Source organism: Streptomyces sp. NPDC001985 (assembly GCF_040296845.1).
In the GTDB taxonomy this organism is placed as follows: Bacteria; Actinomycetota; Actinomycetes; order Streptomycetales; family Streptomycetaceae; genus Streptomyces.
Genome location: NZ_JBEOYB010000020.1, coordinates 37,944 through 61,707, shown reverse-complemented (window position 1 = coordinate 61,707; position 23,764 = coordinate 37,944). Strand labels below are relative to the sequence as shown.

Below are 23,764 nucleotides of genomic sequence, written 5' to 3'. Positions count from 1 at the left end.
CCAGGGGGAACGCCAGAGGGCGCGAAGGACCAGGGAGGGAGAACGGAAGGCCCTAACCGTCCAGCTCGTCCGCGTACGGCGGTTCCGCGCCCGGCCGGGAGCAGGTGATCGCCGAGGCCCGGGCGGCGAAGCCCAGCAGATCCCGCCAGGCGGTCTCGCCCAGAGCCGCGAGACCCGGCGCCGACAGGGCGTCCCGCGCGGCCAGCCCGTGCAGCAGGGCCGCGTTCACGGTGTCACCGGCGCCGATGGTGTCGGCGACCGTCACCGGGACGGCCGGGACCGACACCTCCGGGCCGCCCCGGGTCCGTACCGTCAGCCCCTCCCCGCCCCGCGTCAGCACCACGGCCGCCGGGCCGTCCGGACCACCGGGCACCCCGCCCAGCCAGTCGGCGTCCTCCTCCGACAGCTTCAGCAGGGACACGCTCGGCAGCCATCCGGCGAACCGCGCACGGTAGGCGTCCGGGTCCGGGATCAGGCCCGCCCTGATGTTGGGGTCCAGCAGGATGAAGCGCCCGCGTCCGGCCTCCCGGCGCATGAGCTCCTCATAGGCGCTCGCACCCGGTTCGAGCACCAGCGAGCAGGTGCCGAACGCCACCGCCCGCACCGCGTCCGGCAGCGGCGGCGGCAGCTCGAAGAGCCGGTCGGCGGTGCCCTCCGCGTAGAAGCCGTACCCCGCCGAGCCGTTCCCGTCGATCGCGGCGACCGCCAGCGTGGTCGGCTCCGGGCCCCGGGCCACGAGCGAGGTGTCCACCCCGGCCGAGCGCAGGCCGTCGACCAGCGCCGCGCCGAAGGCGTCCGTGGACACCCGGGAGCAGAACGCGGCGCGCGCCCCGAGCCGCCCCAGCGCCACGGCGGTGTTGTACGGGCCGCCGCCGGGGCGCGGCAGCAGCGCGGGCAGGGGCTCCCCGCCGCCCTGCGGGACCAGGTCGATCAAGGACTCTCCGGCGACGACGATCACGGCTCCGAACGTAGTGCATGGCCGCCGCGCGCGGGAGAGAGCCCGCTCGCCCGGCGGCGGCACCCCGTCGGTATTGTCGGTTGTGCCGCCGGGGCCGGCTCCGCCGACGCGGGCGGCCGCGTCTGTGCCGTCCGATCCGTCCGACCCTGCTCTGAACAGTGGAGTTCCCATGCCCGGCCCCTCGTCAGCCGCCCGCCGCACCGTGCTGAAAGGCGCCGCCCTCGCCGGGACCGGCGCCCTCGGGGCCGCGGCCTGCTCCACGGACTCCAAGCTCGGCCGGGCCAAGAACCCCGTCCCGACCGCTCCCGTCGACCTCGGCGCGGTCGACGCCGTACCGGTCGGCGGCGCCAAGCTCTACCGGGAGCAGCGGCTGATCGTGAGCTGCCCGGCGGAGGGGGAGTACAAGGCGTTCAGCGCCCAGTGCACCCACGCGGGGTGTGTCCTCGACAAGATCGTCGGCAATGAGGGCAACTGTCCCTGCCACGGCAGCCGCTTCGACGTCACCACGGGCAAGGCCCTCGTGGGCCCGGCGACCGTGCCGCTCCCGGAGGTCCAGATCAAGGCCGAGGGCGGGAAGCTGGTCGCGGGCCCCGACGCCTGAGGCCCCGACGCCTGAGGCCCCGACGCCTGAGGCCCCGGTGCCTGAGGCCCCGGTGCCTGAGGCCCCGGTGCCTGAGACCCCGGTGCCTGAGGCCCCGGTGCCTGAGGCGCGATGTCTGAGGGGCAGCGGCGCCCCGGGCCGGCCGGGCCCGGCCCCCTGCCGGCAGGCCGGGCCGCCGCTCAGTCCCAGTCCCAGTCGATGCCCAGAATCCCCGGCCGTACGCCCTGTTCGACCAGGTGGACCGTGCGGTGCCGGCCGCTGAGGGTCAGATCGGTCCGGGCACCGCGCGGCGCGCCCGTGGTCGCCTGGGCGAACCGCCGGCACCGCACCGGCAGCGCCCGCTCGTCGAAGGCGACCTGGAGGACGTACTGTCCGCCCGCGTAGGTGAAGCCGCGCACGTACTCGGTGCTCGGGCCGCCGGTCCCGTCCTCGAAGCCGTAGCCGAAGACATGGGTGTCGCCCGCGCGCAGCCGGGCGTCGAAGAGCAGCTCCGCGACGACCACCCCGGTCGGCCGGTGCCAGCGCACCCGCCCCGTGCGGCAGTTCTCCAGCGCGCTGACCCGCACCCGGGCGGGCTCGCACCCAGGGTCCCCGTGGTGGATCGCGATATAGCGGTCGATGCCGTCGCGGTGGGCGCGGACCACATGCCGGGACTCGCGCTCCACCAGCTCCCGGGTCGCCCCTATCCGCACCCGTTCGTGGTGGCCCACGGTGTGCAGCCCGCCGTCCGCCGGGGACTCCAGCTCCGACAGCAGGGCCTCCACCGTGGTGGAGACCTCCGTCAGGGAGCGGTACGGGCGGGCGGACGGGCGCTCGACCTCGCCCTGGCGGCTGCCCTCGCCGATGCCCAGCAGCCGGATCAGGGAGTTCCCCGGCAGCTCCAGAACCTCCTCCAGGGCCCGTACCGCCCGCAGCGACTCCGGGCGCTGGGGCCGGCGCGCGCCCTGCTGCCAGTAACTGAGGCTGGTGACACCCACCTTGATGCCCCGGTGGGCCAGATGGTGCTGCACCCGCTGGAGCGGCAGTCCGCGCACCGCGAGCGCCGCCCGGAGCGCGAGATGGAACGGGCCGGTGTGCAGGGCCTGCGCCAGATCGGCTTCGGTGTGTTCCATGGGAATCCTCCAGCGGCGTGGGACTGCCCCGCGGGTGAGCGGCACGGCGGATGAAACGGCACAACGGGAAACGGCGGCACAACGGGGTGCCACGGCACAACGGGGTACGGCGGAACAGCGTGTGAAACGGCAGAGCGTGTGAATCCGCACGGCGCTCCGTGAACGTTCACGGCGGAGAGGGCCCCGGTGGGCGGGCGGCCAGGGCCGCCCTGGTGAGGCGGGAGGGGCGCGTTCACATCCCGGCCGCCGCGTTCACAGCTCCGTGTCCCCCGCATTGAAGCGTGTTGACCTGCCCCCGACAAGGATCGATGCTCATCCGCAGCGTCCGGACGCGCTCCTCCACCCCCACCCTTCCCTCAGGGAGGAACGCGATGCGCAACCTCAGGAGACGGCTCGCCGCCGTGGCGGCCGTGCTTGCCGCACTCATAGCACTGCCCCTGTCGACGGCGACCGCCGCGACAGCGGCCGACCCCGCCGGCGCGGTCACCACCGCCCAGCCCGCCGGACCGGCCGACGCCCCCCGGGCCGCCCTGGCCTGGAAGCGGCTCAACCTCACCATGCAGGCCCAGCTCAAGACCAACTGGTGCTGGGCTGCCGCCGGCAACACCATCGCCACCTACTACGGCAAGAACTACTCCCAGAACCAGTTCTGCAACGCGGCCTTCAACCGCCAGCAGAACACCGAGTGCCCCAACAACCAGGCAACGCTCGGCAATGTGCAGACCGGGCTGCGCTGGGCCGGCATCAGCCCCGGCTCGTACATCAACAACTGGCTCCAGTACCAGGCCGTACAGACCGAGATCAACGCGAACCGGCCGGTGGAGACCCGTATCCAGTGGTCCAGCGGTGGTGGCCACATGCATGTCATCTACGGCTACGACACGGCCAACAGCTGGGTCTACTGGGGCGACCCGTGGCAGACCAGCGACCGCTACAACTGGGCCTCCCACGCCTGGTACGTGAACAACAACTCCTTCTCCTGGACCCACTCGCTCTACCGGATCGGGGCGTGAACGCGATGAAGCGCATCCCGGCCATCGCCACGGCCTCCCTCCTCGCCTCGCTCGCCCTCGGGACGCTGGGCACCGGCACCGCCGCCGCCTCCGGCACCCCCGGGGCGGTGCCCGCCCCCACCGCCTCCGACGTGAAGGCGGCCCGCACCGCGGCCACCTCCCCCGCGACGCTGGACACCCTCTCCCGCTTCTTCGCCCGGGACGGCGCGGTGGCCCGCTCGGCGGCGGCCCCCCGGGCCGAGGGCACCACCGTCCCGGTGCGCACCCTCGCACCGGAGTTCGTGGCCGGGAAGGCGGGCGCACCCATCGCCCGCACCGAATTCCTCGCCACCAAGGCGGTCTCCTCCGACGGCCAGAAGGCGTCCGTGTGGGCCGCCCGGCAGGGTGCGCGGTGGCAGGTCGTCAACATCGCCACCGGTGACGACGAGTTCCGCTACGCCCGGCAGGGCGAGAGCCTGCTCCCCGGGGGCACGGTCTTCCGCGAGCCGCAGATCGACGCCTGGTACGTCAGCAAGGGCACCAAGGTGCTCCCGCTGGACCAGGACGCGGTACGGGCGGTGGGCGCCAAGGGCACCACGCTGGGCGCCTACCGGACCCGGGTCGCGGACGCCTACGCCGACAAGCTTCCCGGCTCGGCCTACGCCAAGAAGGGCGTGGCCGGGGGGTACGACGGACCGGCCGCGGCCACCGCTCCCGCCGGAGCCGAGGCGACGGTGGCCGCGGCCCCCGGCGCACCGGACAACGCCGCGCTGACCACCACATCGGTCGCCGCCGGAGCGGGCGCGGTCCTCGCCCTCGCCCTGGGCGCGGTGACCGTGCTGAGGCTGCGCCGCAGGGCCTGACCTCCCGGACCGACCGGGAACACCGTCCCCTCCAGGGAACGAGCGCCCGCCGCCCCCACGGGCGGCGGGCGCTCGCCGTGCCCGCCCCGGGAGGTCGCCGTGCCCGCCCCGGGAGGTCGCCGTGCCCGCCCCGGGAGGTCGCCGTGCCCGCCCCGGGAGGTCGCCGTGCCCCCGCCCCGGGAGGTCGCCGGAGTGTCAGTCCCCGCCAGTAGGGTGGACGGCATGGCAGACCCCTCCAGCTACCGTCCCAAACCGGGAGAGATCCCCGACTCTCCGGGGGTCTACAGATTCCGGGACGAACACCGCCGGGTGATCTACGTCGGCAAGGCCAAGAGCCTGCGCCAGCGCCTCGCCAGCTACTTCCAGGACCTGGCCGGCCTCCACCCGCGCACCGCCACCATGGTCACCACCGCCGCGTCCGTGGAGTGGACGGTCGTCTCCACCGAGGTCGAGGCCCTCCAGCTGGAGTACTCCTGGATCAAGGAGTACGACCCCCGGTTCAACGTCAAGTACCGCGACGACAAGAGCTATCCCTATCTCGCGGTCACGCTCAACGAGGAGTTCCCCCGGGTCCAGGTGCTGCGCGGGGCCAAGCGCAAGGGCGTGCGCTACTTCGGCCCGTACGGCCACGCCTGGGCGATCCGCGAGACCGTCGATCTGATGCTCCGTGTCTTCCCCGTGCGCACCTGCTCCGCCGGTGTCCTCAGGAACCACCAGCAGAAGGGGCGCCCCTGCCTCCTCGGCTACATCGGCAAGTGCTCGGCGCCCTGCGTCGGCCGGGTCACCCCCGAGGAGCACCGCGAACTCGCCGAGGAGTTCTGCGACTTCATGGCCGGCCGCGCCGGCACCTACATCCGCCGGCTGGAGAAGCAGATGACGGCGGCGGCCGAGGAGATGGAGTACGAGCGGGCCGCCAGGCTCCGCGACGACATAGAGGCCCTCCGCCGCGCCCTGGAGAAGAACGCCGTCGTCCTCGCCGACGCCACCGACGCCGATCTCATCGCCGTCGCCGAGGACGAGCTGGAGGCCGCCGTCCAGATCTTCCACGTCCGCGGCGGCCGGGTGCGCGGACAGCGCGGCTGGGTCACCGACAAGGTCGAGGCCGTCGACACCGCCGGCCTCGTCGAGCACGCCCTCCAGCAGCTGTACGGGGAGGAGCGCGGCGAGGCCGTCCCCAAGGAGGTCCTGGTCCCCGCGCTCCCCGAGGACAGCGCGACGGTCAGCCGCTGGCTCGGCGACCGCAGGGGCTCCCGGGTGTCCCTGCGCATCCCCCAGCGCGGCGACAAGAAGGACCTGATGGAGACGGTCCAGCGCAATGCCCAGCAGGCGCTGGCCCTGCACAAGACCAAGCGCGCCGGGGACCTCACCACCCGCTCCCGGGCCCTGGAGGAGATCGCCGCGGCCCTCGGCCTCGACTCGGCGCCGCTGCGCATCGAGTGCTTCGACATCTCCCACCTCCAGGGCGAGGACGTCGTGGCCTCCATGGTGGTCTTCGAGGACGGCCTCCCGCGCAAGAGCGAGTACCGCCGCTTCCAGATCAAGACCTTCGCCGGGCAGGACGACGTCCGCTCCATGCACGAGGTGATCAGCCGCCGCTTCCGCCGCTACCTCGCGGAGAAGGACCGTACGGGGGAGTGGATCGGCGCCGACGACCCGGCCGCGCCCCCCGGCGCGCCCGGGGACCCGCTCCAGGGCGCCCCGGAGCCGGACGACGGACGGCCCAAGCGCTTCGCCTACCCGCCCCAGCTCGTGGTGGTCGACGGCGGCAGGCCCCAGGTCGCCGCCGCCCGGCGCGCCCTGGACGAGCTGGGCATCGACGATGTCGCCGTCTGCGGCCTCGCCAAGCGGCTGGAGGAGGTCTGGCTCCCCGGCGAGAGCGACCCGGTGATCCTGCCCCGCTCCAGCGAGGGGCTCTACCTTCTCCAGAGGGTCCGTGACACCGCCCACGACTTCGCCATCCGCTACCAGCGGTCCAAGCGGGCCAAACGCATCCGCACCGGCCCCCTGGACGCGGTCCACGGTCTGGGCGAGACCCGGAAACAGGCACTGATCAAGCATTTCGGCTCGGTGAAGCGGCTGCGGCAGGCGACAATCGAGCAGATCTGCGACGTACCCGGCATGGGCCGGAAGACCGCGGAAGCCGTGGTCACGGCCCTCGCCCAGGCGGCTCCGGCCGCCCCTGCCGTGAATACGGCAACAGGAGAGATCATGGAAGAGAACGACGGGGGCAGCACGACATGACCGAGCACGAGACAGACGGAGCAGCAGACGTGAGTACGGGCACCACCACCGAGCCCGGCGGGACCGCGGAGGCGGCCATCCCCGAGCTGGTGATCATCTCCGGGATGTCCGGAGCAGGTCGGAGCACGGCCGCGAAGTGTCTCGAGGACCTCGGCTGGTTCGTGGTCGACAACCTGCCGCCCGCGCTGATCCCCACCATGGTGGAGCTGGGCGCGCGCTCGCAGGGCAATGTCGCCCGGATCGCCGTCGTCGTCGACGTCCGCGGGCGCCGGTTCTTCGACAACCTCCGCGAATCCCTCGCCGACCTCGACGCCAAGCAGGTCACCTGCCGGATCGTCTTCCTGGAATCGTCCGACGACGCCCTGGTCAGGCGCTTCGAGTCGGTGCGCCGGCCCCACCCGCTCCAGGGCGACGGCCGGATCGTCGACGGGATCGCCGCCGAGCGGGACCTCCTGCGGGAGCTGCGCGGCGACGCCGACCTGGTCATCGACACCTCCAGCCTCAATGTCCACGAGCTGCGCGCCAAGATGGACGCCCAGTTCGCGGGCGACGAGAAGCCGGAGCTGCGGGCCACCGTCATGTCCTTCGGGTTCAAGTACGGACTGCCCGTCGACGCGGACCTCGTCGTGGACATGCGCTTCCTGCCCAACCCGCACTGGGTCCCGGAGCTGCGCCCCTTCAGCGGACTCAACGAGGAGGTGTCGAACTACGTCTTCAACCAGCCCGGCGCCAAGGAGTTCCTCGACCGCTACACCGAGCTGCTCCAGCTCATCGCCGCGGGCTACCGCCGCGAGGGCAAGCGCTATGTGACCGTCGCCGTCGGCTGCACCGGCGGCAAGCACCGCTCGGTGGCCACCTCCGAGAAGCTCGCCGCCCGGCTCTCCGCCGCCGGGGTCGAGACCGTGGTCGTCCACCGGGACATGGGGCGCGAGTGACCGCACGCTCCCTGCGCCTGCGGCGGCTGCGCGGGTCCGCCATGCCCATCGGCCGCCGGCGCGGCGCCGCCCCGAAGGTGGTCGCGCTCGGCGGCGGCCGGGGGCTGTCCGCGTCGCTGGCGGCCCTGCGCCGGATCACCGGCGATCTCACCGCCGTGGTCACCGTCGCCGACGACGGCGGCTCCAGCGGCCGGCTCCGGGAGGAGCTGGGGGTGCTGCCCCCGGGCGATCTGCGCAAGGCGCTCGCGGCGCTCTGCGGCGACGACGACTGGGGGCAGACCTGGTCCCGGGTGATCCAGCACCGCTTCCAGTCCCAGGGCGATCTGCATGAGCACGCGGTCGGCAATCTGCTGATCGTCGCCCTCTGGGAGCAGCTCGGCGACCATGTCCAGGCCCTGGACCTGGTGGGCCGGCTGCTGGGGGCGCACGGCCGGGTGCTGCCGATGTCGGCGGTGCCGCTGGAGCTCCAGGCGCTGGTGCGGGGGCACGATCCGGCGCGCCCGGACGCGGTGGAGACCGTGAGAGGCCAGGCGACCGTGGCGCTCACCCCCGGGGATGTGCAGTCCGTCCACCTCGTGCCGAACGATCCGCCCGCCGTTCCGGAGGCCGTGGCCGCCGTTCTTGACGCCGACTGGGTGGTTCTCGGGCCCGGATCGTGGTTCTCCTCGGTGATCCCGCATCTGCTGGTGCCCGAGCTGCTCGACGCGCTGGTGGAGACCAAGGCCCGCCGGGTTCTCTCCCTCAATCTGGCCCCCCAGCCGGGGGAGACAGAAGGTTTCTCCCCGCAGCGTCATTTGGAGGTTTTGGGACGACACGCGCCTAAACTCACCATGGACGTGGTGTTGGCCGACGAGGCCGCCGTGCCCGACCGCGATTCCCTCGCCGACGCCGCCAAACGCCTCGGTGCCGCGGTCGAGCTGGCCCCCGTGGCCTCGCCCGACAGCGTTTCCAAGCATGATCCGGAGCTGTTGGCCGCCGCGTACGACCGTATTTTTCGGATGCATGGAAGGATCGGCCCATGGCGATGACGGCAGCGGTGAAGGACGAGATCTCCCGGCTTCCCGTCACCCGGACCTGCTGCAGAAAGGCGGAGGTCTCGGCGATCCTGCGGTTCGCGGGCGGGCTGCACCTGGTGAGCGGGCGCATCGTGATCGAGGCGGAGCTGGACACCGGGATCGCGGCGCGCCGGCTCAAGCGCGACATCCTGGAGATCTTCGGGCATACGTCGGAGCTGATGGTGATGGCTCCGGGCGGGCTGCGCCGGGGCTCCCGCTACGTCGTACGGGTGGTGGCGGGCGGCGATCAGCTGGCCCGCCAGACCGGTCTGGTCGACGGCCGGGGCCGACCCATCCGGGGGCTTCCGCCGCAGGTGGTCTCGGGGGCCACCTGCGACGCCGAGGCCGCCTGGCGCGGGGCGTTCCTGGCGCACGGGTCGCTGACCGAGCCGGGGCGGTCGTCCTCGCTGGAGGTCACCTGCCCGGGGCCGGAGGCGGCGCTCGCGCTGGTGGGGGCCGCGCGGCGGCTCTCCATCGCGGCGAAGGCGCGTGAGGTGCGCGGGGTGGACCGGGTCGTCGTGCGCGACGGGGACGCCATCGGGGCGCTGCTGACCCGGCTCGGAGCGCATGAGTCGGTGCTCGCGTGGGAGGAGCGGCGGATGCGGCGCGAGGTGCGCGCCACCGCGAACCGGCTCGCCAACTTCGACGACGCCAATCTGCGCCGCTCGGCGCGCGCGGCGGTGGCCGCGGGGGCGCGGGTGCAGCGGGCGCTGGAGATCCTCGGGGAGGAAGTGCCGGAGCACCTGGCGGCGGCGGGGCGGCTGCGGATGGAGCACAAGCAGGCGTCGCTGGAGGAGCTGGGGGCGCTGGCGGAGCCGCCGCTGACGAAGGACGCGGTGGCGGGGAGGATTCGGCGGTTGTTGGCCATGGCGGACAAGAGGGCGCAGGATTTGGGGATTCCGGGTACGGAGTCCAACCTCACGGAGGAAATGGCCGACGGCCTGGTGGGCTGACCCCTTTCCCGGGGCCCCGCCCCGCCCCCCCCCGCGCCTCAATCGCCTGGGCAAACCCAGCCCGTCCGGCGCTCGAGGACGGACCCTGTGCCACAGGACCCCGCATCCTGCGGGCCACGGTCGGGGGCCAGCCCCCGAACCCCCGCTCCTCAATCGCCGGAGAGGCTGGAGTGGTGCTGCTCAATTCCCGGCGGGGCTCGGTGAGTGCGCCTCAATCGCCCGGGGGGCTGGATTTCCTGCCTCGGCTCTCCGGTGAGGCTGAGCGAACCCAGCCCGTCCGGCGTTTGAGGACGGACCCTGTGCCGCGGGGGCCCGAGGCTGCGGGGCTGGGTACGTGGCGCGCCCGGGTCGTCACCCAGCGTAGCCGCAGGCGCTCATCCGGGAAGCCTCCTGCGCAGGTGAGAGCCGTTCGGGGGGTGTACCGAGGGGTACGGGGTCACGGGTCGCCTTCCAGGCCCTCCGATGTCACCTCAGGGGCCTCAGGGAGGTAGGGTCGTAAGCGGTCGGGGACATCCCATACAACTCGCCGGCAGTCAAAACGCCGGCGTACCAACGAGGAGATCGGTTCGTGACGATCCGCGTAGGCATCAACGGCTTTGGCCGCATCGGTCGTAACTACTTCCGCGCGCTGCTGGAGCAGGGTGCTGACATCGAGATCGTGGCTGTCAACGACCTGGGTGACACTGCGACCACTGCCCACCTGCTGAAGTACGACACCATCCTGGGCCGCCTCAAGGCCGAGGTGTCCCACACCGCCGACACGATCACCGTGGACGGCCGCACCATCAAGGTGCTCTCCGAGCGCAACCCCGCGGACATCCCCTGGGGCGAGCTGGGCGTCGACATCGTCATCGAGTCGACGGGCATCTTCACCAAGAAGGCCGACGCCGAGAAGCACCTCGCCGGTGGCGCCAAGAAGGTCCTGATCTCGGCTCCGGCCAGCGACGAGGACATCACCGTGGTGATGGGCGTCAACCAGGACAAGTACGACCCGGCGAAGCACCACGTCATCTCGAACGCCTCCTGCACCACCAACTGTGTGGCGCCGATGGCGAAGGTCCTGGACGAGAACTTCGGCATCGTCCGCGGTCTGATGACCACGGTCCACGCCTACACCAACGACCAGCGCATCCTGGACTTCCCGCACAAGGATCTGCGCCGTGCCCGCGCCGCCGCGGAGAACATCATCCCGACCACCACGGGCGCGGCCAAGGCCACCGCCCTGGTTCTCCCGCAGCTCAAGGGCAAGCTGGACGGCATCGCCATGCGCGTCCCGGTCCCGACCGGCTCCGCCACCGACCTGGTGGTCGAGCTGGCCCGCGAGACCACCAAGGACGAGGTCAACGCCGCGTTCAAGAAGGCCTCCGAGGGCGAGCTCCAGGGCATCCTGGCCTACACCGAGGACCAGATCGTCTCCTCGGACATCGTCAGCGACCCGGCGTCCTGCACCTTCGACTCCTCCCTGACCATGGTCCAGGAGGGCAACTCGGTCAAGATCCTCGGCTGGTACGACAACGAGTGGGGCTACTCCAACCGCCTCGTGGACCTGACCGTGTTCGTCGGCGGCCAGCTCTGACCAGCATGATGGTGGACCATACGGTTCCCAACAGCTCAGTGAGGTGAGCGGCGGGGCCCGAGCAGCGCACGGCAGCGCGGTTCGGGCCCTGTCGCACGTCCAGCCATCCGAGGAGTCCCGTCCATGAAGACGATCGACCAGCTTCTTGCCGAAGGGGTCGCCGGCCGGCGAGTTTTCGTCCGCGCCGATCTCAATGTGCCGCTCGACGGCACCACCATCACCGACGACGGCCGCATCCGGGCCGTCGTCCCCACGGTGGCCAGGCTCGCCGACGCGGGCGCCCGGGTCATCGTCGCCTCGCATCTGGGCCGCCCCAAGGGCGCCCCGGACCCCGCCTTCTCGCTGGCCCCGGCCGCGGCCCGCCTCGGTGAGCTGCTCGGCACCGAGGTCGCCTTCGCCACCGACACCGTCGGCGCGTCGGCCCGCGCCACCGTCGACGGCCTCGCCGACGGCCGCGTCGCGGTGATCGAGAACCTCCGCTTCAACCCGGGCGAGACCAGCAAGGACGACGCCGAGCGCGGCGCCTTCGCCGACCGGCTCGCCGCCCTCGCCGATGTGTACGTCGGTGACGGCTTCGGCGCCGTGCACCGCAAGCACGCCTCGGTCTACGACCTCCCCGCGCGGCTGCCGCACGCCGCCGGCTACCTCATCGCCACCGAGGTCGGTGTGCTGAGGAAGCTCACCGACGACGTCAAGCGGCCGTACGCCGTGGTCCTCGGCGGCGCCAAGGTCTCCGACAAGCTCGGGGTCATCGACCATCTGCTGGAGCGGGCCGACCGCATCCTCATCGGCGGTGGCATGGCCTACACCTTCCTCAGGGCCCAGGGCCATGAGATCGGCACCTCGCTCCTCCAGGAGGACCAGATCCCGGTCGTCCAGGAGTATCTGAAGCGCGCCGAGGAGAAGGGCGTGGAGTTCGTCCTCCCCGTCGACGTCCTGGTCGCCGGGAGCTTCCCGGATCTGCGGACAAAGGCCCCGGCCCACCCCGACGCCGTCGCCGTGGACTCCGTCCCCGCCGACCGGATGGGGCTGGACATCGGCCCCGAGACCTGCAAGCTGTACGCCTCGAAGCTCGCCGACACGGCCACCGTCTTCTGGAACGGCCCGATGGGCGTCTTCGAGCACCCCGACTACGCCGAGGGCACCAAGGCCGTGGCCCAGGCGCTGATCGAATCCCCGGCCTTCACCGTGGTCGGCGGCGGAGACTCCGCAGCCGCGGTGCGGACCCTGGGCTTCGACGAAAAGGCATTCGGCCACATTTCAACCGGCGGCGGCGCCAGCCTCGAATACCTCGAGGGCAAGACGCTTCCCGGCCTCGCCGCACTGGAGGACTGACACTTTCATGACCACTCGCACCCCGCTGATGGCGGGCAACTGGAAGATGAACCTCAACCACCTTGAGGCCATCGCCCACGTCCAGAAGCTCGCCTTCGCCCTGGCGGACAAGGACCACGAGGCCGTCGAGGTCGCCGTGCTGACGCCCTTCACCGATCTGCGCTCCGTGCAGACCCTGGTCGACGGCGACAAGCTGAAGATCAAGTACGGCGCCCAGGACATCTCGGCGCACGACTCCGGCGCGTACACCGGTGAGATCTCCGGCCCGATGCTGGCGAAGCTGAAGTGCGCCTATGTCGCCGTCGGCCACTCCGAGCGCCGGCAGTACCACGCCGAGACCGACGAGATCTGCAACGCCAAGGTGAAGGCCGCGTTCCGGCACGGCATCACCCCCATCCTCTGCGTCGGCGAGGGACTGGACGTCCGCAAGGCCGGCCGGCAGGTGGAGCACACGCTGGCCCAGCTCGACGGCGGCCTCCAGGACGTCACCGCCGAGCAGGCCGGGACGATCGTGATCGCGTACGAGCCGGTCTGGGCGATCGGCACCGGCGAGGTCGCCACGCCCGAGGACGCCCAGGAGGTCTGCGGCGCGATCCGCGGCCGGCTCGCCGAGCTGTACTCGCAGGAGCTGGCCGACAAGGTCCGCATCCAGTACGGCGGCTCGGTCAAGTCCGGGAACGTCGCCGCGATCATGGCGCAGCCCGATGTGGACGGCGCCCTGGTGGGCGGCGCGGCACTGGACACGGACGAGTTCGTCAAGATCGTGCGCTTCCGTGATCAGTGAGCACGCTCAGTGAGCGGCTCCCGCGACCGGTGAGTATGCCGTAGCGCGGATTCGTCGTACCCTTGCGGGGGCCTGAGGCTTTTGACGAGCCCGGGCCCCCGTCGTCCGTAGATGTTCCACGAGAATTGCCAGGAAGTAGGGTCCAGCCGTGGTTATGGGGTTCTCGATCGCCCTGATCGTCTTCAGCCTGCTGCTGATGCTGCTGGTGCTGATGCACAAGGGGAAGGGCGGCGGCCTCTCCGACATGTTCGGTGGCGGTATGCAGTCGTCCGTCGGCGGCTCATCGGTCGCCGAGCGCAACCTCGACCGGATCACCGTGGTGATCGGTCTGCTGTGGTTCGCATGCATTGTCGTACTTGGTCTGCTGATGAAGCTGGACAGCTGACACACAGGTTTCCCCGTCCGGGTTCGGATGTAACTCCAATCCCTGGACGGGCGTTGGGCCTTACGTAGACTGGGGCACCGCGGCGCAGCCGCTGTGAGACGCTGTACAGCACCATCACGCAGGGAGTTACGACCGTGGCAAGTGGCAACGCGATCCGGGGAAGCCGGGTCGGGGCGGGGCCGATGGGCGAGGCCGAGCGTGGCGAGTCCGCGCCGCGCCTGCGCATCTCCTTCTGGTGCTCGAACGGGCACGAGACACAGCCGAGCTTCGCCAGCGACGCGCAGGTCCCTGACACCTGGGACTGCCCCCGCTGTGGATTCCCGGCCGGACAGGACCGGGACAATCCCCCGGACCCGCCACGCACGGAGCCGTACAAAACACATCTCGCCTATGTGCGCGAGCGGCGCAGCGACGCGGACGGCGAGGCGATTCTCGCCGAGGCGCTCGCCAAACTGCGCGGCGAGATCTAGGACTTGCGGTCCGGCCGGACACTTTCGAGTGGCCGGCCGGATTCTTTTGTTCCCTCGGGCTCCGCTCACAGCCGACGCGGCTTCGCTTTCACGTCACCAGTACTCCTGATCAATTAGGTTGGGAGGTGGCGGAGCGCAGCCAGGTACGAGGAGAAGTGAGCTGATGTCCGAGTGAACACACGTGGCCGTAGCAGGCTGGACCAGATGCCCGAGTGGACCGCGCTCGGCAGGCACCGGGAGCAGTTGGGGCAGCCCCTGCTGCGGGAGCTGTTCGCGGCCGACGGGGAGCGGGGCACCGCCTTCGCCCTGCGCGTCGGCGATCTGCGTCTCGACTACTCCAAGCACCTGGTCACCGGGGAGACCCTGGCGCTCCTGCGCGATCTGGCCGCCGCGACGGACGTGGCGGGGCTGCGGGACGCGATGTTCCGCGGCGAGAAGATCAACACCACCGAGGACCGTGCCGTCCTGCACACCGCCCTGCGCGCCCCCCGGGACGCCGTGATCGAGGTCGACGGCGAGAACGTGGTGCCGGCGGTGCACGCCGTGCTCGACCGGATGGCGGCGTTCTCGGAGAAGGTCCGATCCGGTGCGTGGACGGGGCACACCGGAAAGCCGATCAGGAATATCGTCAACATCGGTATCGGCGGCTCCGATCTCGGTCCGGCGATGGCGTACGAGGTGCTCCGCTCCTACACCGCGCGCGATCTCACCCTCCGTTTCGTCTCGAATGTGGACGGTGCCGATCTGCACGAGGCGGTACGCGGCCTGGACGCGGCCGAGACGCTCTTCATCGTCGCCTCCAAGACCTTCACCACCATCGAGACCATCACCAACGCGACCTCCGCCCGCGACTGGCTCCTCGGCGGGCTGAACGCGGGCCAGGAAGCCGTCGCCAAGCACTTCGTGGCGCTGTCCACCAATGCCGGCGAGGTCGCCGGCTTCGGTATCGACACGGCGAACATGTTCGAGTTCTGGGACTGGGTCGGCGGGCGTTACTCCTACGATTCCGCCATCGGGCTCTCCCTGATGATCGCGATCGGCCCGGAGCGTTTCCGGGAGATGCTCGACGGATTCCATCTGATGGACGAGCACTTCCGCACCGCCCCGCCGGAGGCCAACGCCCCGCTGCTGCTGGGACTGCTGGGTGTCTGGTACGGCGCCTTCTTCGACGCCCAGTCGCACGCGGTCCTGCCGTACTCGCACTATCTGAGCAAATTCACCGCCTATCTCCAGCAGCTCGACATGGAGTCCAACGGCAAGTCCGTGGACCGCGCGGGCGACCGGGTCGACTGGCAGACCGGGCCCGTGGTGTGGGGCACCCCCGGCACCAATGGGCAGCACGCCTACTACCAGCTGCTCCACCAGGGCACCAAGCTGATCCCCGCCGACTTCATCGGCTTCGCCCGGCCGGTCCCCGACCTGCCGGAGGGGCTGGTCGCCCAGCACGATCTGCTGATGGCCAACTTCTTCGCCCAGACCCAGGCGCTCGCCTTCGGCAAGACCCCGGAGGAGGTACGGGCGGAGGGCGTCCCGGAGGAGCTGGTGGCCCACAGGACCTTCCCCGGGAACCACCCCACGACCACGATCCTCGCCGACGCACTGACCCCCTCCGTGCTCGGCCAGCTCATCGCGCTCTACGAGCACAAGGTCTTCGTCCAGGGCGCCGTCTGGAACATCGACTCCTTCGACCAGTGGGGCGTCGAGCTGGGCAAGGTGCTCGCCCGCGCGATCGAGCCGGTGCTCACCGAGGGCACGGGCGCGGAGCGGCTCGACAGCTCGACCGCGGCGCTCACCGCGGCCTACCGCGCGCTCCGGGGGCGTTGAGCCGGTGACGGAGAGGGAGGGGACCGTACGGCTGCGCCCGCCGAACAACCCGCTCGACGGACGGGCGGTGCGCTGGTGGCGGGCGCGGTCGCTGATCGTCACCGCCCTGGGCACGGCGGTGCTCGCGATACCGGGCTGGCTGATAGCCCCCGCACGGACCTGGCTGCTGGCCGCGGCCGGCGCGGTGGCGCTGCTGGGGCTGGTGGAGGCGGCGGTGCTGCCCCGCTGGCGGTACCGGGTGCACCGCTGGGAGGCCACGGACGAGGCGGTCTATGTCCGCACCGGTGCCTTCTGGCAGGAGTGGCGGATCGCGCCGATGTCCCGCATCCAGACCGTGGACACGGTACGGGGGCCGCTGGAGCGGGCGTACCGGCTGGCCACGGTCACCGTCACCACGGCCTCCTCCAAGGGGGCCATCAGGATCGAGGGCCTGGACCACGAGGTGGCGGCCGATCTCGCGGAGCGGCTGACCCGCATCACCCGGGCGACGCCGGGGGACGCGACATGAGCGCCGAGCCCGGTCCGGCCCGCGTCGCCGGGCCCGCCGCCGCGGAGCCCACCGCTCCGGCCGCCGCTCCGGGGCCCGCCGCCCTCCCGTCCGCCGACCCCGCCGACGGCTGGCGGCGGATCGATCCCAAGGCCCTGCTCGTCACCGCGGCGGTCTGGGGCTCGGTGGCCGCCGGTGTCTGCCTCCCCGTACTGCTCGGCCTCTCCGGCGGCGCCTGGTTCGCCCACGCCTCCCGGCGCGGCGCCGGGCTGCTCCCGCTGTTCGGCGCCGCCGCCCTGGTGGTCCTGGCCGCCGTCGGCGCCGAGTACGTCAAGTGGCGCAAGACCCGCTACCGCGTCGGCCCCGAACGGGTGGAACTCCACACCGGGCTGGTGCTGGTCAAACGGCGCTCGCTGGCCCGCGAGCGGATACGCACGGTCGATCTGACCGCCCATCCGCTGCTGCGGGTCCTCGGTCTCGTCACGGTCCGCATCGGCACCGGGGAACAGGCCGGGAGCGGCGAGTCCACCCTGGAACTCAACCCGGTCTCCCGGGCCGAGGGCGAACGGCTCCGCCGTGACCTCCTCGACCGCCCGCCGGCCGCCGGGCCCCGCGTCGACCACGACGGGAACCTCGCCGGTCTCGACCCGCGCTGGATGCGGTACGCCCCGCTCTCCTTTGTCGCCCCGCTGCTGGGCGGCGCGGCGGCGGGCGCCGTGATGCAGGTCAGCGACTGGTTCGGAGCCCAGGGAACGGTCATCGACTGGGTCGGCGACCGCTTCCGGGACACCTCCGTCGCGGTGCTGGTCCTCACGCTCGTCCTCGCCGCCCTGGTCGCGGGGGTCGTCGGAGCCCTCGGTCTCTGGGTGGAGATGTGGTGGAACTACCGGCTGGAGCGCGAGCCCGGCGGCACCCTGCGGGTGCGGCGCGGACTTCTCACCGTCCGCTCGATCTCCGTGGAGGAGCGCCGGCTCCGCGGTGTCGAGCTGGTCGAGCCCCTGGGCGTACGGCTGGCCGGCGCCGCCCGGGTGGACGCCGTCGCCACCGGGATAGGCCAGGACGACGAGGACAAGCACGTCGACCTCCAGGTGCTGCTGCCGCCCGCGCCGCGCGCGCTCGCGGGCGAGGTGGCGGCGCGGGTGCTCCGCGAGAGCGTCACCCCGACCGACGCGCCCCTGACCCGCCACCCGGGCGCGGCCCGCACCCGCAGGCTGCGCTGGGCGCTCGCCGCCGTCCTCGGCCCGCTCGCGGTGCTCACCCTGCTGGGTCTGCGGCTGACCCCGGTCCTGCTGTACATCGCCGCCGCCGCCGCGTCGGTGGCGGTCCCGGCGGCGGTGCTGCTGGCCCTGGACGCCTACCGCAGCCTCGGCCACACCCTCAGCGGCGACTATCTCGTGGCCCGCTCCGGCACCGCCCGCCGCTCGACCGTGGCGCTCCGGCGCTCCGGGGTCATCGGCTGGGTGGTCAGGCAGTCGTTCTTCCAGCGGCGCGCCGGGGTGCTGACCGTGACCGCGACCACGGCGGCCGGTTCGGGGGCGTACTCCGTGTACGACGCGGAGGCGGCCGAGGGGATCGCCTTCGCGGCGGCGGCGGTACCGGGGCTGCTGACGCCCTTCCTGGAGCCGCCGCCGGAGCGGTGATCACCGGGACCGATGGAGAGGCGGAATCAGCCCCGGGTGATCATTGATCATGACTGAAGCAAGCCGCCGCACCATACTGACCGCTTTCGCGACCGCCGCCGTGGGCACCACCGCGCTGGCGGAGACCGCCACCGCCGCGCCCGGAACCGCGCACGCCACCGGAGCCGTGGCCGCGCCCGCCGCGGTGGCCGAGCCCGAGTCGCACACGGAGATCTACACGAACACGGCCCTGGTCGAGGGCCGTGACTACTCCAGACGGTTCAGGCGCGCCGATCCCAACCTCGCCCCCCACTTCACCCGCACCACCGTCATGGCGATCCACGGAGGCGGCATCGAACCCGGGACCTCGGAACTCTGTCTGGGGATCGCCGGATTCCACACCTCCCCGGTCGCTCCCGCCGGCCGGGACGGTCTGCCGCTCCACGACTACTGGATGTTCGAGGGACGGAAGACCAGCGGCAACGCGGACGCCTTCCATGTCACATCGTCGAAGGCGGACGACCGGGTCGCCCTCTCCATGGCGGGGAGCAGCCTCAACGTCGTGAGCGTGCACGGCTGCGACTGGCAGGGGGTCACCACCCCGGACAACAAGCAGGCCGTGGTCGTCGGGGGGCTGAACGTGCCGTTCAAGAACCTGCTGAAGGCACAGCTGACGGCGGCCGGATTCCAGGTCATCGACGGAGCCGGCACGAATCTGGCGGGGGAGCAGCCCAACAACATCTGCAACCGGACGATCCTCAGGATGGGCGCCCAGCTGGAGCTGACCGGTGAACTCCGGGCAGCCATGTTCACCGTCAACACCGGCGCCGGGCGGGCCACCAGCACCACCCAGGTCTTCCACGACTTCGTGGCCGCCACCCGCAAGGCCATCCATCTCCAGGAGCAGGCCCCCGAGCAGATCGTCCACTGAATCCGTCCGGAAGACGGAGGGGCCCGGTGAGCCGCCACGACGGCTCACCGGGCCCCTCCGCTCCCACCGGGTGCTACGCCAGCGCCGGCGGGTAGAGATCGCGCGGCAGCTCGGAGGCCGCAGCGGCGTCCAGCAGCCACAGGGTGCGGCCGCGGCCACGTGCCCCGGCCGCCGGGGCCTGGACCTCTCCCGCGCCCGACAGCGCCATCGCCGCCGCCTTGGCCTTGTCCTCGCCGGCGGCCAGCAGCCACACCTCACGGGCCGACCGGATGGCCGGCAGCGTCAGCGAGATACGCGTCGGCGGAGGCTTGGGCGCGCCGTGCACACCCACCACCGTGCGCTCGGTCTCCCGTACCGCCGGAAGCTCCGGGAAGAGCGAGGCGACATGGGTGTCCGGGCCGACGCCCAGCATGAGCACATCGAAGGACGGCACCGCGCCGTGGTCCTCGGGACCCGCCGCCGCGGCCAGTTCGGTGGCGTACGCGGCGGCCGCGGCCTCCACATCACCGCCGTACGCGCCGTCCGACGCGGCCATCGGGTGCACCCGCGCCGGGTCCACCGGGACGCTGTCGAGCAGCGCCCGGTGGGCCTGGGTCGCGTTGCGCTCCGGGTCCCCCTCGGGGAGGAACCGCTCATCGCCCCACCACAGGTCGAGACGGCGCCAGTCGATCGCGTCCCGGGCCGGGGAGGCCCCGAGCGCGGCCAGCACGGCGCTGCCGTTGCGGCCACCCGTCAGGACCACCGACGCCGAGCCGCGCGCGGCCTGGGCGTCCACGATCCTGGTGATCAGCCGGGCCGCGGCGGCCTGCGCCATCAGCTCCTTGTCGCGGTGGACGACCAGCTGGGGAGCGCTCACTTGGCCGCCGCCTTCTTCGTGGCGGCCTTCTTCGCCGGAGCCGGAGCCGGAGCCGGAGCCGGATCGGTGGCGGCGGCCGGAGCGGCGGACCCGCCATCGGGCGAGCCCGCGTCCGGGGAAGCGTCCGATGAAGCGGTCTTCCGCCCCGCCGCGCCACCACGGCCGCCCGAGGGCGCCGTCGCCCGGCTCTCGTCACCCAGCCGGTCCACCCCGAAGCGCAGGGCCGACGCGTAGGTGTCGTCCGGGTCCAGCCGCCGCAGCTCCTCCGCGATCAGCTCGGCGGTGTCCCGCCGCTTCAGCGCCACCGCCCGGTCCGGCTGCCCGTGGATGGAGAGGTTCGCCAGCGAACCGTCCGCCCGGTCCAGCACGATCGGGCCGCAGCTCGTCTCCATCCGCACCGCCGTGAGCCCCGGGCCCGCCGACAGGGCCCGGATGACCGGGACCTTCAGCCGGTCCGCCAGCCACATGGCCAGCAGCTCCACGCTCGGGTTGAACTCCTCGCCCTCCACCTCCACCGAGGTGACCTCGCAGACCACCTGGTCGAGCGCGGCGGCCAGCATCGAACGCCAGGGAGTGATCCGGGTCCAGGAGAGATCCGTGTCGCCGGGGGTGTACGCCTCGGCGCGCGCGCTCAGCTCCTGGACCGGGTGCTCGGACGCGTAGGTGTCCGTGACCCGGCGCTGGGCCAGCGCGCCCAGCGGGTCCTTCGCCGGGTCGAGCGGGGCGCTCACCGGCCACCAGACGACGACCGGCGCGTCGGGCAGCAGCAGCGGCAGCACGACCGACTGGGCGTGCTCGCTGACCTCCCCGTACAGCCGCAGGATCACCGTCTCACCGGTGCCGGCCTCCGCGCCCACCCGCACCTCGGCGTCCAGGCGTGCCTGCGCCCGGGCGCGCGGGGTGCGCGAGACCCGCTTGATGACCACGAGGGTGCGCGAGGGGTGCTCGCGCGATGCCTCGTTGGCGGCCTTCAGCGCGTCGTAGGCGTTCTCCTCGTCGGTGACGATGACCAGGGTCAGCACCATGCCGACGGCCGGGGTGCCGATCGCCCTGCGCCCCTGCACCAGCGCCTTGTTGATCTTGCTGGATGTGGTGTCCGTCAGATCGATCTTCATGGCCGGCGCCAGCTCCGTCCGTCTCGTGCGAGCATTTCGTCCGCCTCGACCGGACCCCACGTTCCCGACGCGTACTGGGCGGGCTTGCCGTTCTCGTCCCAGAACCGCTCGATCGGGTCGAGGATCTTCCACGACAGCTCGACCTCCTCCACCCTCGGGAAGAGGTTGGAGTCGCCGAGCAGCACATCGAGGATGAGCCGCTCGTACGCCTCGGGGCTGGACTCGGTGAAGGACTCGCCATAGGCGAAGTCCATCGACACGTCCCGCACCTCCATCGAGGTGCCCGGGACCTTGGAACCGAACCGCAGGGTCACGCCCTCGTCCGGCTGGACGCGGATGACCAGGGCGTTCTGGCCCAGCTCCTCGGTCGCGGTGTGGTCGAAGGGGGAGTGCGGAGCGCGCTGGAAGACCACCGCGATCTCGGTGACCCGACGGCCCAGCCGCTTGCCGGTGCGCAGATAGAACGGCACCCCCGCCCAGCGGCGGTTGTCGATCTCCAGCTTGACGGCCGCGTAGGTGTCGGTCGTCGACTCGGGGTCGATCCCGTCCTCCTGGAGGTAGCCGACGGCCTTCTCGCCGCCCTGCCACCCCGCCGCGTACTGCCCGCGCACGGTGTTCTCACCCAGGTCCTTCGGCAGCCGCACGGCACCGAGGACCTTGGTCTTCTCGGCCGCGAGCGCGTCCGCGTCGAAGGAGGCGGGCTCCTCCATCGCGGTCAGCGCCAGCAGCTGGAGCAGATGGTTCTGGATGACGTCACGGGCGGCGCCGATGCCGTCGTAGTACCCGGCACGGCCGCCGATACCGATGTCCTCGGCCATGGTGATCTGCACATGGTCGACATACGACCGGTTCCAGATCGGCTCGAAGAGGGTGTTGGCGAACCGGAGCGCCAGAATGTTCTGGACGGTCTCCTTGCCGAGGTAGTGGTCGATCCGGAAGACCTCGTTGGACGGGAAGACCTCGTGCACCACCTGGTTCAGCTCCATCGCGGAGACCAGATCGTGCCCGAACGGCTTCTCGATGACCGCCCGGCGCCAGGAGCCCTCCTTGGGGTCGGCCAGCCCGTGCTTCTTGAGCTGCTGGACGACCTTGGGGAAGAACTTCGGCGGCACCGAGAGGTAGAAGGCGAAGTTGCCGCCCGTGCCCTGTTCCTGATCCAGCTCGGCGATCGTCTTCTTCAGCGTCTCGAAGGCGTCATCGTCGTCGAAGTCGCCCTGGACGAAACGCATCCCCTGGTTGAGCTGCTGCCAGACCTCCTCGCGGAAGGGAGTCCTGGCGTGCGCCTTGACGGCGTCGTGGACCTCCTGGGCGAAGTCCTCGTCCTGCCACTCCCTGCGGGCGAAGCCGACCAGGGAGAAACCCGGCGGCAGCAGTCCGCGGTTGGCCAGGTCGTAGATGGCGGGCATCAGCTTCTTGCGGGACAGATCGCCCGTGACGCCGAAGATGACCAGGCCCGACGGCCCCGCGATGCGCGGGAGCCGTCGGTCTGCGGTGTCACGAAGCGGATTGGCCTCGCCGGTACCGGACACGGTGGTCAGCCCTCCGAGGGGGCGAGGCGCTTCAGCTCCGCCTCGGTCGACGTGAGGAGGTCGTTCCAGGCGGACTCGAACTTCTCGACGCCCTCGTCCTCCAGCAGCTGGACGACGTCGTCGTAGGAGATGCCGAGGGCCTCCACGGCCGCCAGCTCCGCCCGCGACTGCTCGTAGGTGCCGCGCACGGTGTCACCGGTGATCCGGCCGCGGTCGGCGGTGGCCTCCAGGGTCGCCTCGGGCATGGTGTTCACCGTGCCGGGAGCGACCAGGTCGTCCACGTACAGCGTGTCCTTGTACGCCTTGTCCTTGACCCCGGTCGAGGCCCAGAGCGGGCGCTGGCGGTTGGCCCGCGCCCGGTCCAGTACCTCCCAGCGGTCCGAGGAGAAGACCTCCTCGTACGCCTCGTAGGCGAGCCGGGCATTGGCGAGACCGGCCTTGCCGCGCGCGGCCCTGGCCTCGGCGGTGTCCAGCGCGTCGATGCGCTTGTCGATCTCCGCGTCCACCCGGGAGACGAAGAAGGAAGCCACCGAATGGATCTTCGAAAGGTCGAGTCCGCGCTCCTTGGCCTGCTCCAGGCCGGCCAGGTACGCGTCCATCACCTCGCGGTACCGCGCCAGCGAGAAGATCAGCGTCACATTGACGCTGATCCCGCGGCCGATGGTCTCGGTGATCGCCGGCAGGCCCGCCCGGGTGGCCGGGATCTTGATCAGCGTATTGGGGCGGTCCACCAGCCAGGCGAGCTGCTTGGCCTCGGCGACCGTCGCCAGGGTGTTGTGGGCCAGCCGGGGGTCGACCTCGATGGAGACCCGGCCGTCCTGGCCCCCGGTGGCGTCGAAGACCGGCCGCAGAATGTCGGCGGCGTCGCGGACGTCCGCCGTCGTGATCATGCGGATGGCTTCCTCGACGGTCACCCTGCGCGCGGCCAGCTCCGTGAGCTGCTGCTCGTAGCCGTCACCGCTGCTGATCGCCTTCTGGAAGATCGACGGGTTGGTGGTCACACCGACCACGTGCTGCTGGTCGATCAGCTCGGCGAGATTGCCGGAGGTGATCCGCTTGCGCGACAGGTCGTCGAGCCAGATCGCGACACCTTCGTCGGAAAGGCGCTTGAGTGCGTCTGTCATGAGAATGGCAACTCCTGCG

Annotated in this window: 22 protein-coding genes; 16 read left to right on the top strand and 6 right to left on the bottom strand. The window is 71.7% G+C overall.

Features of this window, described 5'->3' with window-relative positions; all coding sequences use genetic code 11:
• Positions 1 to 52 precede the first annotated feature (52 nt).
• Entirely contained in the window at positions 53 to 958 is a 906-nt protein-coding gene (locus ABT122_RS11785) for a carbohydrate kinase family protein (protein WP_351549088.1), read from the bottom strand.
• Between the two features lie 169 nt (positions 959 to 1,127).
• Between ABT122_RS11785 and ABT122_RS11780 the strand changes: the two genes are divergently transcribed.
• Positions 1,128 to 1,559 (top strand): Rieske (2Fe-2S) protein, encoded by a 432-nt coding sequence (locus tag ABT122_RS11780; RefSeq protein ID WP_351549085.1) that lies wholly within the window; start codon positions 1,128 to 1,130, stop codon positions 1,557 to 1,559.
• 179 nt (positions 1,560 to 1,738) lie between these two features.
• On the opposite strand, the gene ABT122_RS11775 is transcribed toward ABT122_RS11780, so the two are convergent.
• Positions 1,739 to 2,671 (bottom strand): hypothetical protein, encoded by a 933-nt coding sequence (locus ABT122_RS11775; protein WP_351549083.1) that lies wholly within the window; start codon positions 2,669 to 2,671, stop codon positions 1,739 to 1,741.
• Between the two features lie 371 nt (positions 2,672 to 3,042).
• On the opposite strand from ABT122_RS11775, the gene ABT122_RS11770 reads away from it, so the two are divergent.
• The 15 genes from ABT122_RS11770 to ABT122_RS11700 all read left to right on the top strand — a co-directional run bounded on the left by ABT122_RS11770 (position 3,043) and on the right by ABT122_RS11700 (position 19,121).
• On the top strand, positions 3,043 to 3,684 hold the full coding sequence (locus ABT122_RS11770; RefSeq protein ID WP_351549080.1) for a papain-like cysteine protease family protein: 642 nt from the start codon (positions 3,043 to 3,045) through the stop codon (positions 3,682 to 3,684).
• 5 nt (positions 3,685 to 3,689) lie between these two features.
• On the top strand, positions 3,690 to 4,526 hold the full coding sequence (locus ABT122_RS11765; protein ID WP_351549184.1) for a hypothetical protein: 837 nt from the start codon (positions 3,690 to 3,692) through the stop codon (positions 4,524 to 4,526).
• A 222-nt stretch (positions 4,527 to 4,748) separates the two neighbouring features.
• On the top strand, positions 4,749 to 6,767 hold the full coding sequence (uvrC, locus tag ABT122_RS11760) for an excinuclease ABC subunit UvrC (RefSeq protein ID WP_351549077.1): 2,019 nt from the start codon (positions 4,749 to 4,751) through the stop codon (positions 6,765 to 6,767).
• On the top strand, positions 6,764 to 7,702 hold the full coding sequence (gene rapZ, locus ABT122_RS11755; protein WP_351549075.1) for an RNase adapter RapZ: 939 nt from the start codon (positions 6,764 to 6,766) through the stop codon (positions 7,700 to 7,702). The genes uvrC and rapZ overlap by 4 nt, the downstream gene beginning before the upstream one ends.
• A complete protein-coding gene (locus tag ABT122_RS11750; RefSeq protein ID WP_351549073.1) occupies positions 7,699 to 8,730 on the top strand; it encodes a gluconeogenesis factor YvcK family protein in 1,032 nt (343 codons plus the stop codon). The genes rapZ and ABT122_RS11750 overlap by 4 nt, the downstream gene beginning before the upstream one ends.
• A complete protein-coding gene (whiA, locus tag ABT122_RS11745) occupies positions 8,721 to 9,710 on the top strand; it encodes a DNA-binding protein WhiA (protein WP_351549070.1) in 990 nt (329 codons plus the stop codon). Before ABT122_RS11750 ends, whiA begins: the two co-directional genes overlap by 10 nt.
• Before the next feature lie 568 nt (positions 9,711 to 10,278).
• Complete coding sequence (gene gap, locus ABT122_RS11740; RefSeq protein WP_351549068.1) at positions 10,279 to 11,286, top strand: type I glyceraldehyde-3-phosphate dehydrogenase; 1,008 nt, start codon at positions 10,279 to 10,281, stop codon at positions 11,284 to 11,286.
• 123 nt (positions 11,287 to 11,409) lie between these two features.
• A complete protein-coding gene (locus tag ABT122_RS11735; protein WP_351549065.1) occupies positions 11,410 to 12,621 on the top strand; it encodes a phosphoglycerate kinase in 1,212 nt (403 codons plus the stop codon).
• A 7-nt stretch (positions 12,622 to 12,628) separates the two neighbouring features.
• Entirely contained in the window at positions 12,629 to 13,405 is a 777-nt protein-coding gene (gene tpiA, locus ABT122_RS11730; RefSeq protein WP_351549062.1) for a triose-phosphate isomerase, read from the top strand.
• A 154-nt stretch (positions 13,406 to 13,559) separates the two neighbouring features.
• Positions 13,560 to 13,790 (top strand): preprotein translocase subunit SecG, encoded by a 231-nt coding sequence (gene secG / locus ABT122_RS11725; RefSeq protein ID WP_351549181.1) that lies wholly within the window; start codon positions 13,560 to 13,562, stop codon positions 13,788 to 13,790.
• A gap of 134 nt (positions 13,791 to 13,924) precedes the next feature.
• The gene (locus tag ABT122_RS11720; RefSeq protein WP_003957010.1) at positions 13,925 to 14,260 is read left to right on the top strand and encodes an RNA polymerase-binding protein RbpA; all 336 of its coding nucleotides are present in this window, start codon (positions 13,925 to 13,927) and stop codon (positions 14,258 to 14,260) included.
• Between the two features lie 204 nt (positions 14,261 to 14,464).
• Positions 14,465 to 16,084, top strand: coding sequence for a glucose-6-phosphate isomerase (gene pgi, locus ABT122_RS11715; RefSeq protein ID WP_451068163.1), 1,620 nt, complete (start codon positions 14,465 to 14,467; stop codon positions 16,082 to 16,084).
• A gap of 4 nt (positions 16,085 to 16,088) precedes the next feature.
• On the top strand, positions 16,089 to 16,592 hold the full coding sequence (locus ABT122_RS11710; RefSeq protein ID WP_351549056.1) for a PH domain-containing protein: 504 nt from the start codon (positions 16,089 to 16,091) through the stop codon (positions 16,590 to 16,592).
• A complete protein-coding gene (locus ABT122_RS11705) occupies positions 16,589 to 18,211 on the top strand; it encodes a PH domain-containing protein (protein WP_351549053.1) in 1,623 nt (540 codons plus the stop codon). Before ABT122_RS11710 ends, ABT122_RS11705 begins: the two co-directional genes overlap by 4 nt.
• Before the next feature lie 49 nt (positions 18,212 to 18,260).
• Positions 18,261 to 19,121 carry a poly-gamma-glutamate hydrolase family protein gene (locus ABT122_RS11700; RefSeq protein WP_351549050.1) on the top strand — a complete coding sequence of 287 codons (861 nt, stop codon included), beginning with the start codon at positions 18,261 to 18,263 and terminating at the stop codon, positions 19,119 to 19,121.
• A 73-nt stretch (positions 19,122 to 19,194) separates the two neighbouring features.
• On the opposite strand, the gene pgl is transcribed toward ABT122_RS11700, so the two are convergent.
• The 4 genes from pgl to tal are packed head-to-tail and all read right to left on the bottom strand — an operon-like array spanning position 19,195 to position 23,745.
• A complete protein-coding gene (pgl, locus tag ABT122_RS11695; RefSeq protein ID WP_351549047.1) occupies positions 19,195 to 19,977 on the bottom strand; it encodes a 6-phosphogluconolactonase in 783 nt (260 codons plus the stop codon).
• Positions 19,974 to 21,092: a glucose-6-phosphate dehydrogenase assembly protein OpcA gene (gene opcA, locus ABT122_RS11690; RefSeq protein WP_351549044.1), complete on the bottom strand. Its 1,119-nt coding sequence runs from the start codon at positions 21,090 to 21,092 to the stop codon at positions 19,974 to 19,976. Before opcA ends, pgl begins: the two co-directional genes overlap by 4 nt.
• Positions 21,089 to 22,621, bottom strand: a complete 1,533-nt coding sequence (zwf, locus tag ABT122_RS11685; protein ID WP_351549041.1) for a glucose-6-phosphate dehydrogenase — start codon at positions 22,619 to 22,621, stop codon at positions 21,089 to 21,091. The genes opcA and zwf overlap by 4 nt, the downstream gene beginning before the upstream one ends.
• A gap of 5 nt (positions 22,622 to 22,626) precedes the next feature.
• Positions 22,627 to 23,745, bottom strand: coding sequence for a transaldolase (tal, locus tag ABT122_RS11680; protein ID WP_351549038.1), 1,119 nt, complete (start codon positions 23,743 to 23,745; stop codon positions 22,627 to 22,629).
• Positions 23,746 to 23,764: the final 19 nt, after the last annotated feature.

Bases quoted from the DNA above. Each gene is read 5' to 3' on its own strand.
- ABT122_RS11780 (WP_351549085.1), top strand. From the start codon at position 1,128: ATGCCCGGCCCCTCGTCAGCCGCCCGCCGCACCGTGCTGAAAGGCGCC.
- ABT122_RS11775 (WP_351549083.1), bottom strand. From the start codon at position 2,671: ATGGAACACACCGAAGCCGATCTGGCGCAGGCCCTGCACACCGGCCCG.
- ABT122_RS11770 (WP_351549080.1), top strand. From the start codon at position 3,043: ATGCGCAACCTCAGGAGACGGCTCGCCGCCGTGGCGGCCGTGCTTGCC.
- ABT122_RS11765 (WP_351549184.1), top strand. From the start codon at position 3,690: ATGAAGCGCATCCCGGCCATCGCCACGGCCTCCCTCCTCGCCTCGCTC.
- uvrC (WP_351549077.1), top strand. From the start codon at position 4,749: ATGGCAGACCCCTCCAGCTACCGTCCCAAACCGGGAGAGATCCCCGAC.
- rapZ (WP_351549075.1), top strand. From the start codon at position 6,764: ATGACCGAGCACGAGACAGACGGAGCAGCAGACGTGAGTACGGGCACC.
- whiA (WP_351549070.1), top strand. From the start codon at position 8,721: ATGGCGATGACGGCAGCGGTGAAGGACGAGATCTCCCGGCTTCCCGTC.
- ABT122_RS11735 (WP_351549065.1), top strand. From the start codon at position 11,410: ATGAAGACGATCGACCAGCTTCTTGCCGAAGGGGTCGCCGGCCGGCGA.
- tpiA (WP_351549062.1), top strand. From the start codon at position 12,629: ATGACCACTCGCACCCCGCTGATGGCGGGCAACTGGAAGATGAACCTC.
- secG (WP_351549181.1), top strand. From the start codon at position 13,560: ATGGGGTTCTCGATCGCCCTGATCGTCTTCAGCCTGCTGCTGATGCTG.
- pgi (WP_451068163.1), top strand. From the start codon at position 14,465: ATGCCCGAGTGGACCGCGCTCGGCAGGCACCGGGAGCAGTTGGGGCAG.
- ABT122_RS11705 (WP_351549053.1), top strand. From the start codon at position 16,589: ATGAGCGCCGAGCCCGGTCCGGCCCGCGTCGCCGGGCCCGCCGCCGCG.
- ABT122_RS11700 (WP_351549050.1), top strand. From the start codon at position 18,261: ATGACTGAAGCAAGCCGCCGCACCATACTGACCGCTTTCGCGACCGCC.
- opcA (WP_351549044.1), bottom strand. From the start codon at position 21,092: ATGAAGATCGATCTGACGGACACCACATCCAGCAAGATCAACAAGGCG.
- tal (WP_351549038.1), bottom strand. From the start codon at position 23,745: ATGACAGACGCACTCAAGCGCCTTTCCGACGAAGGTGTCGCGATCTGG.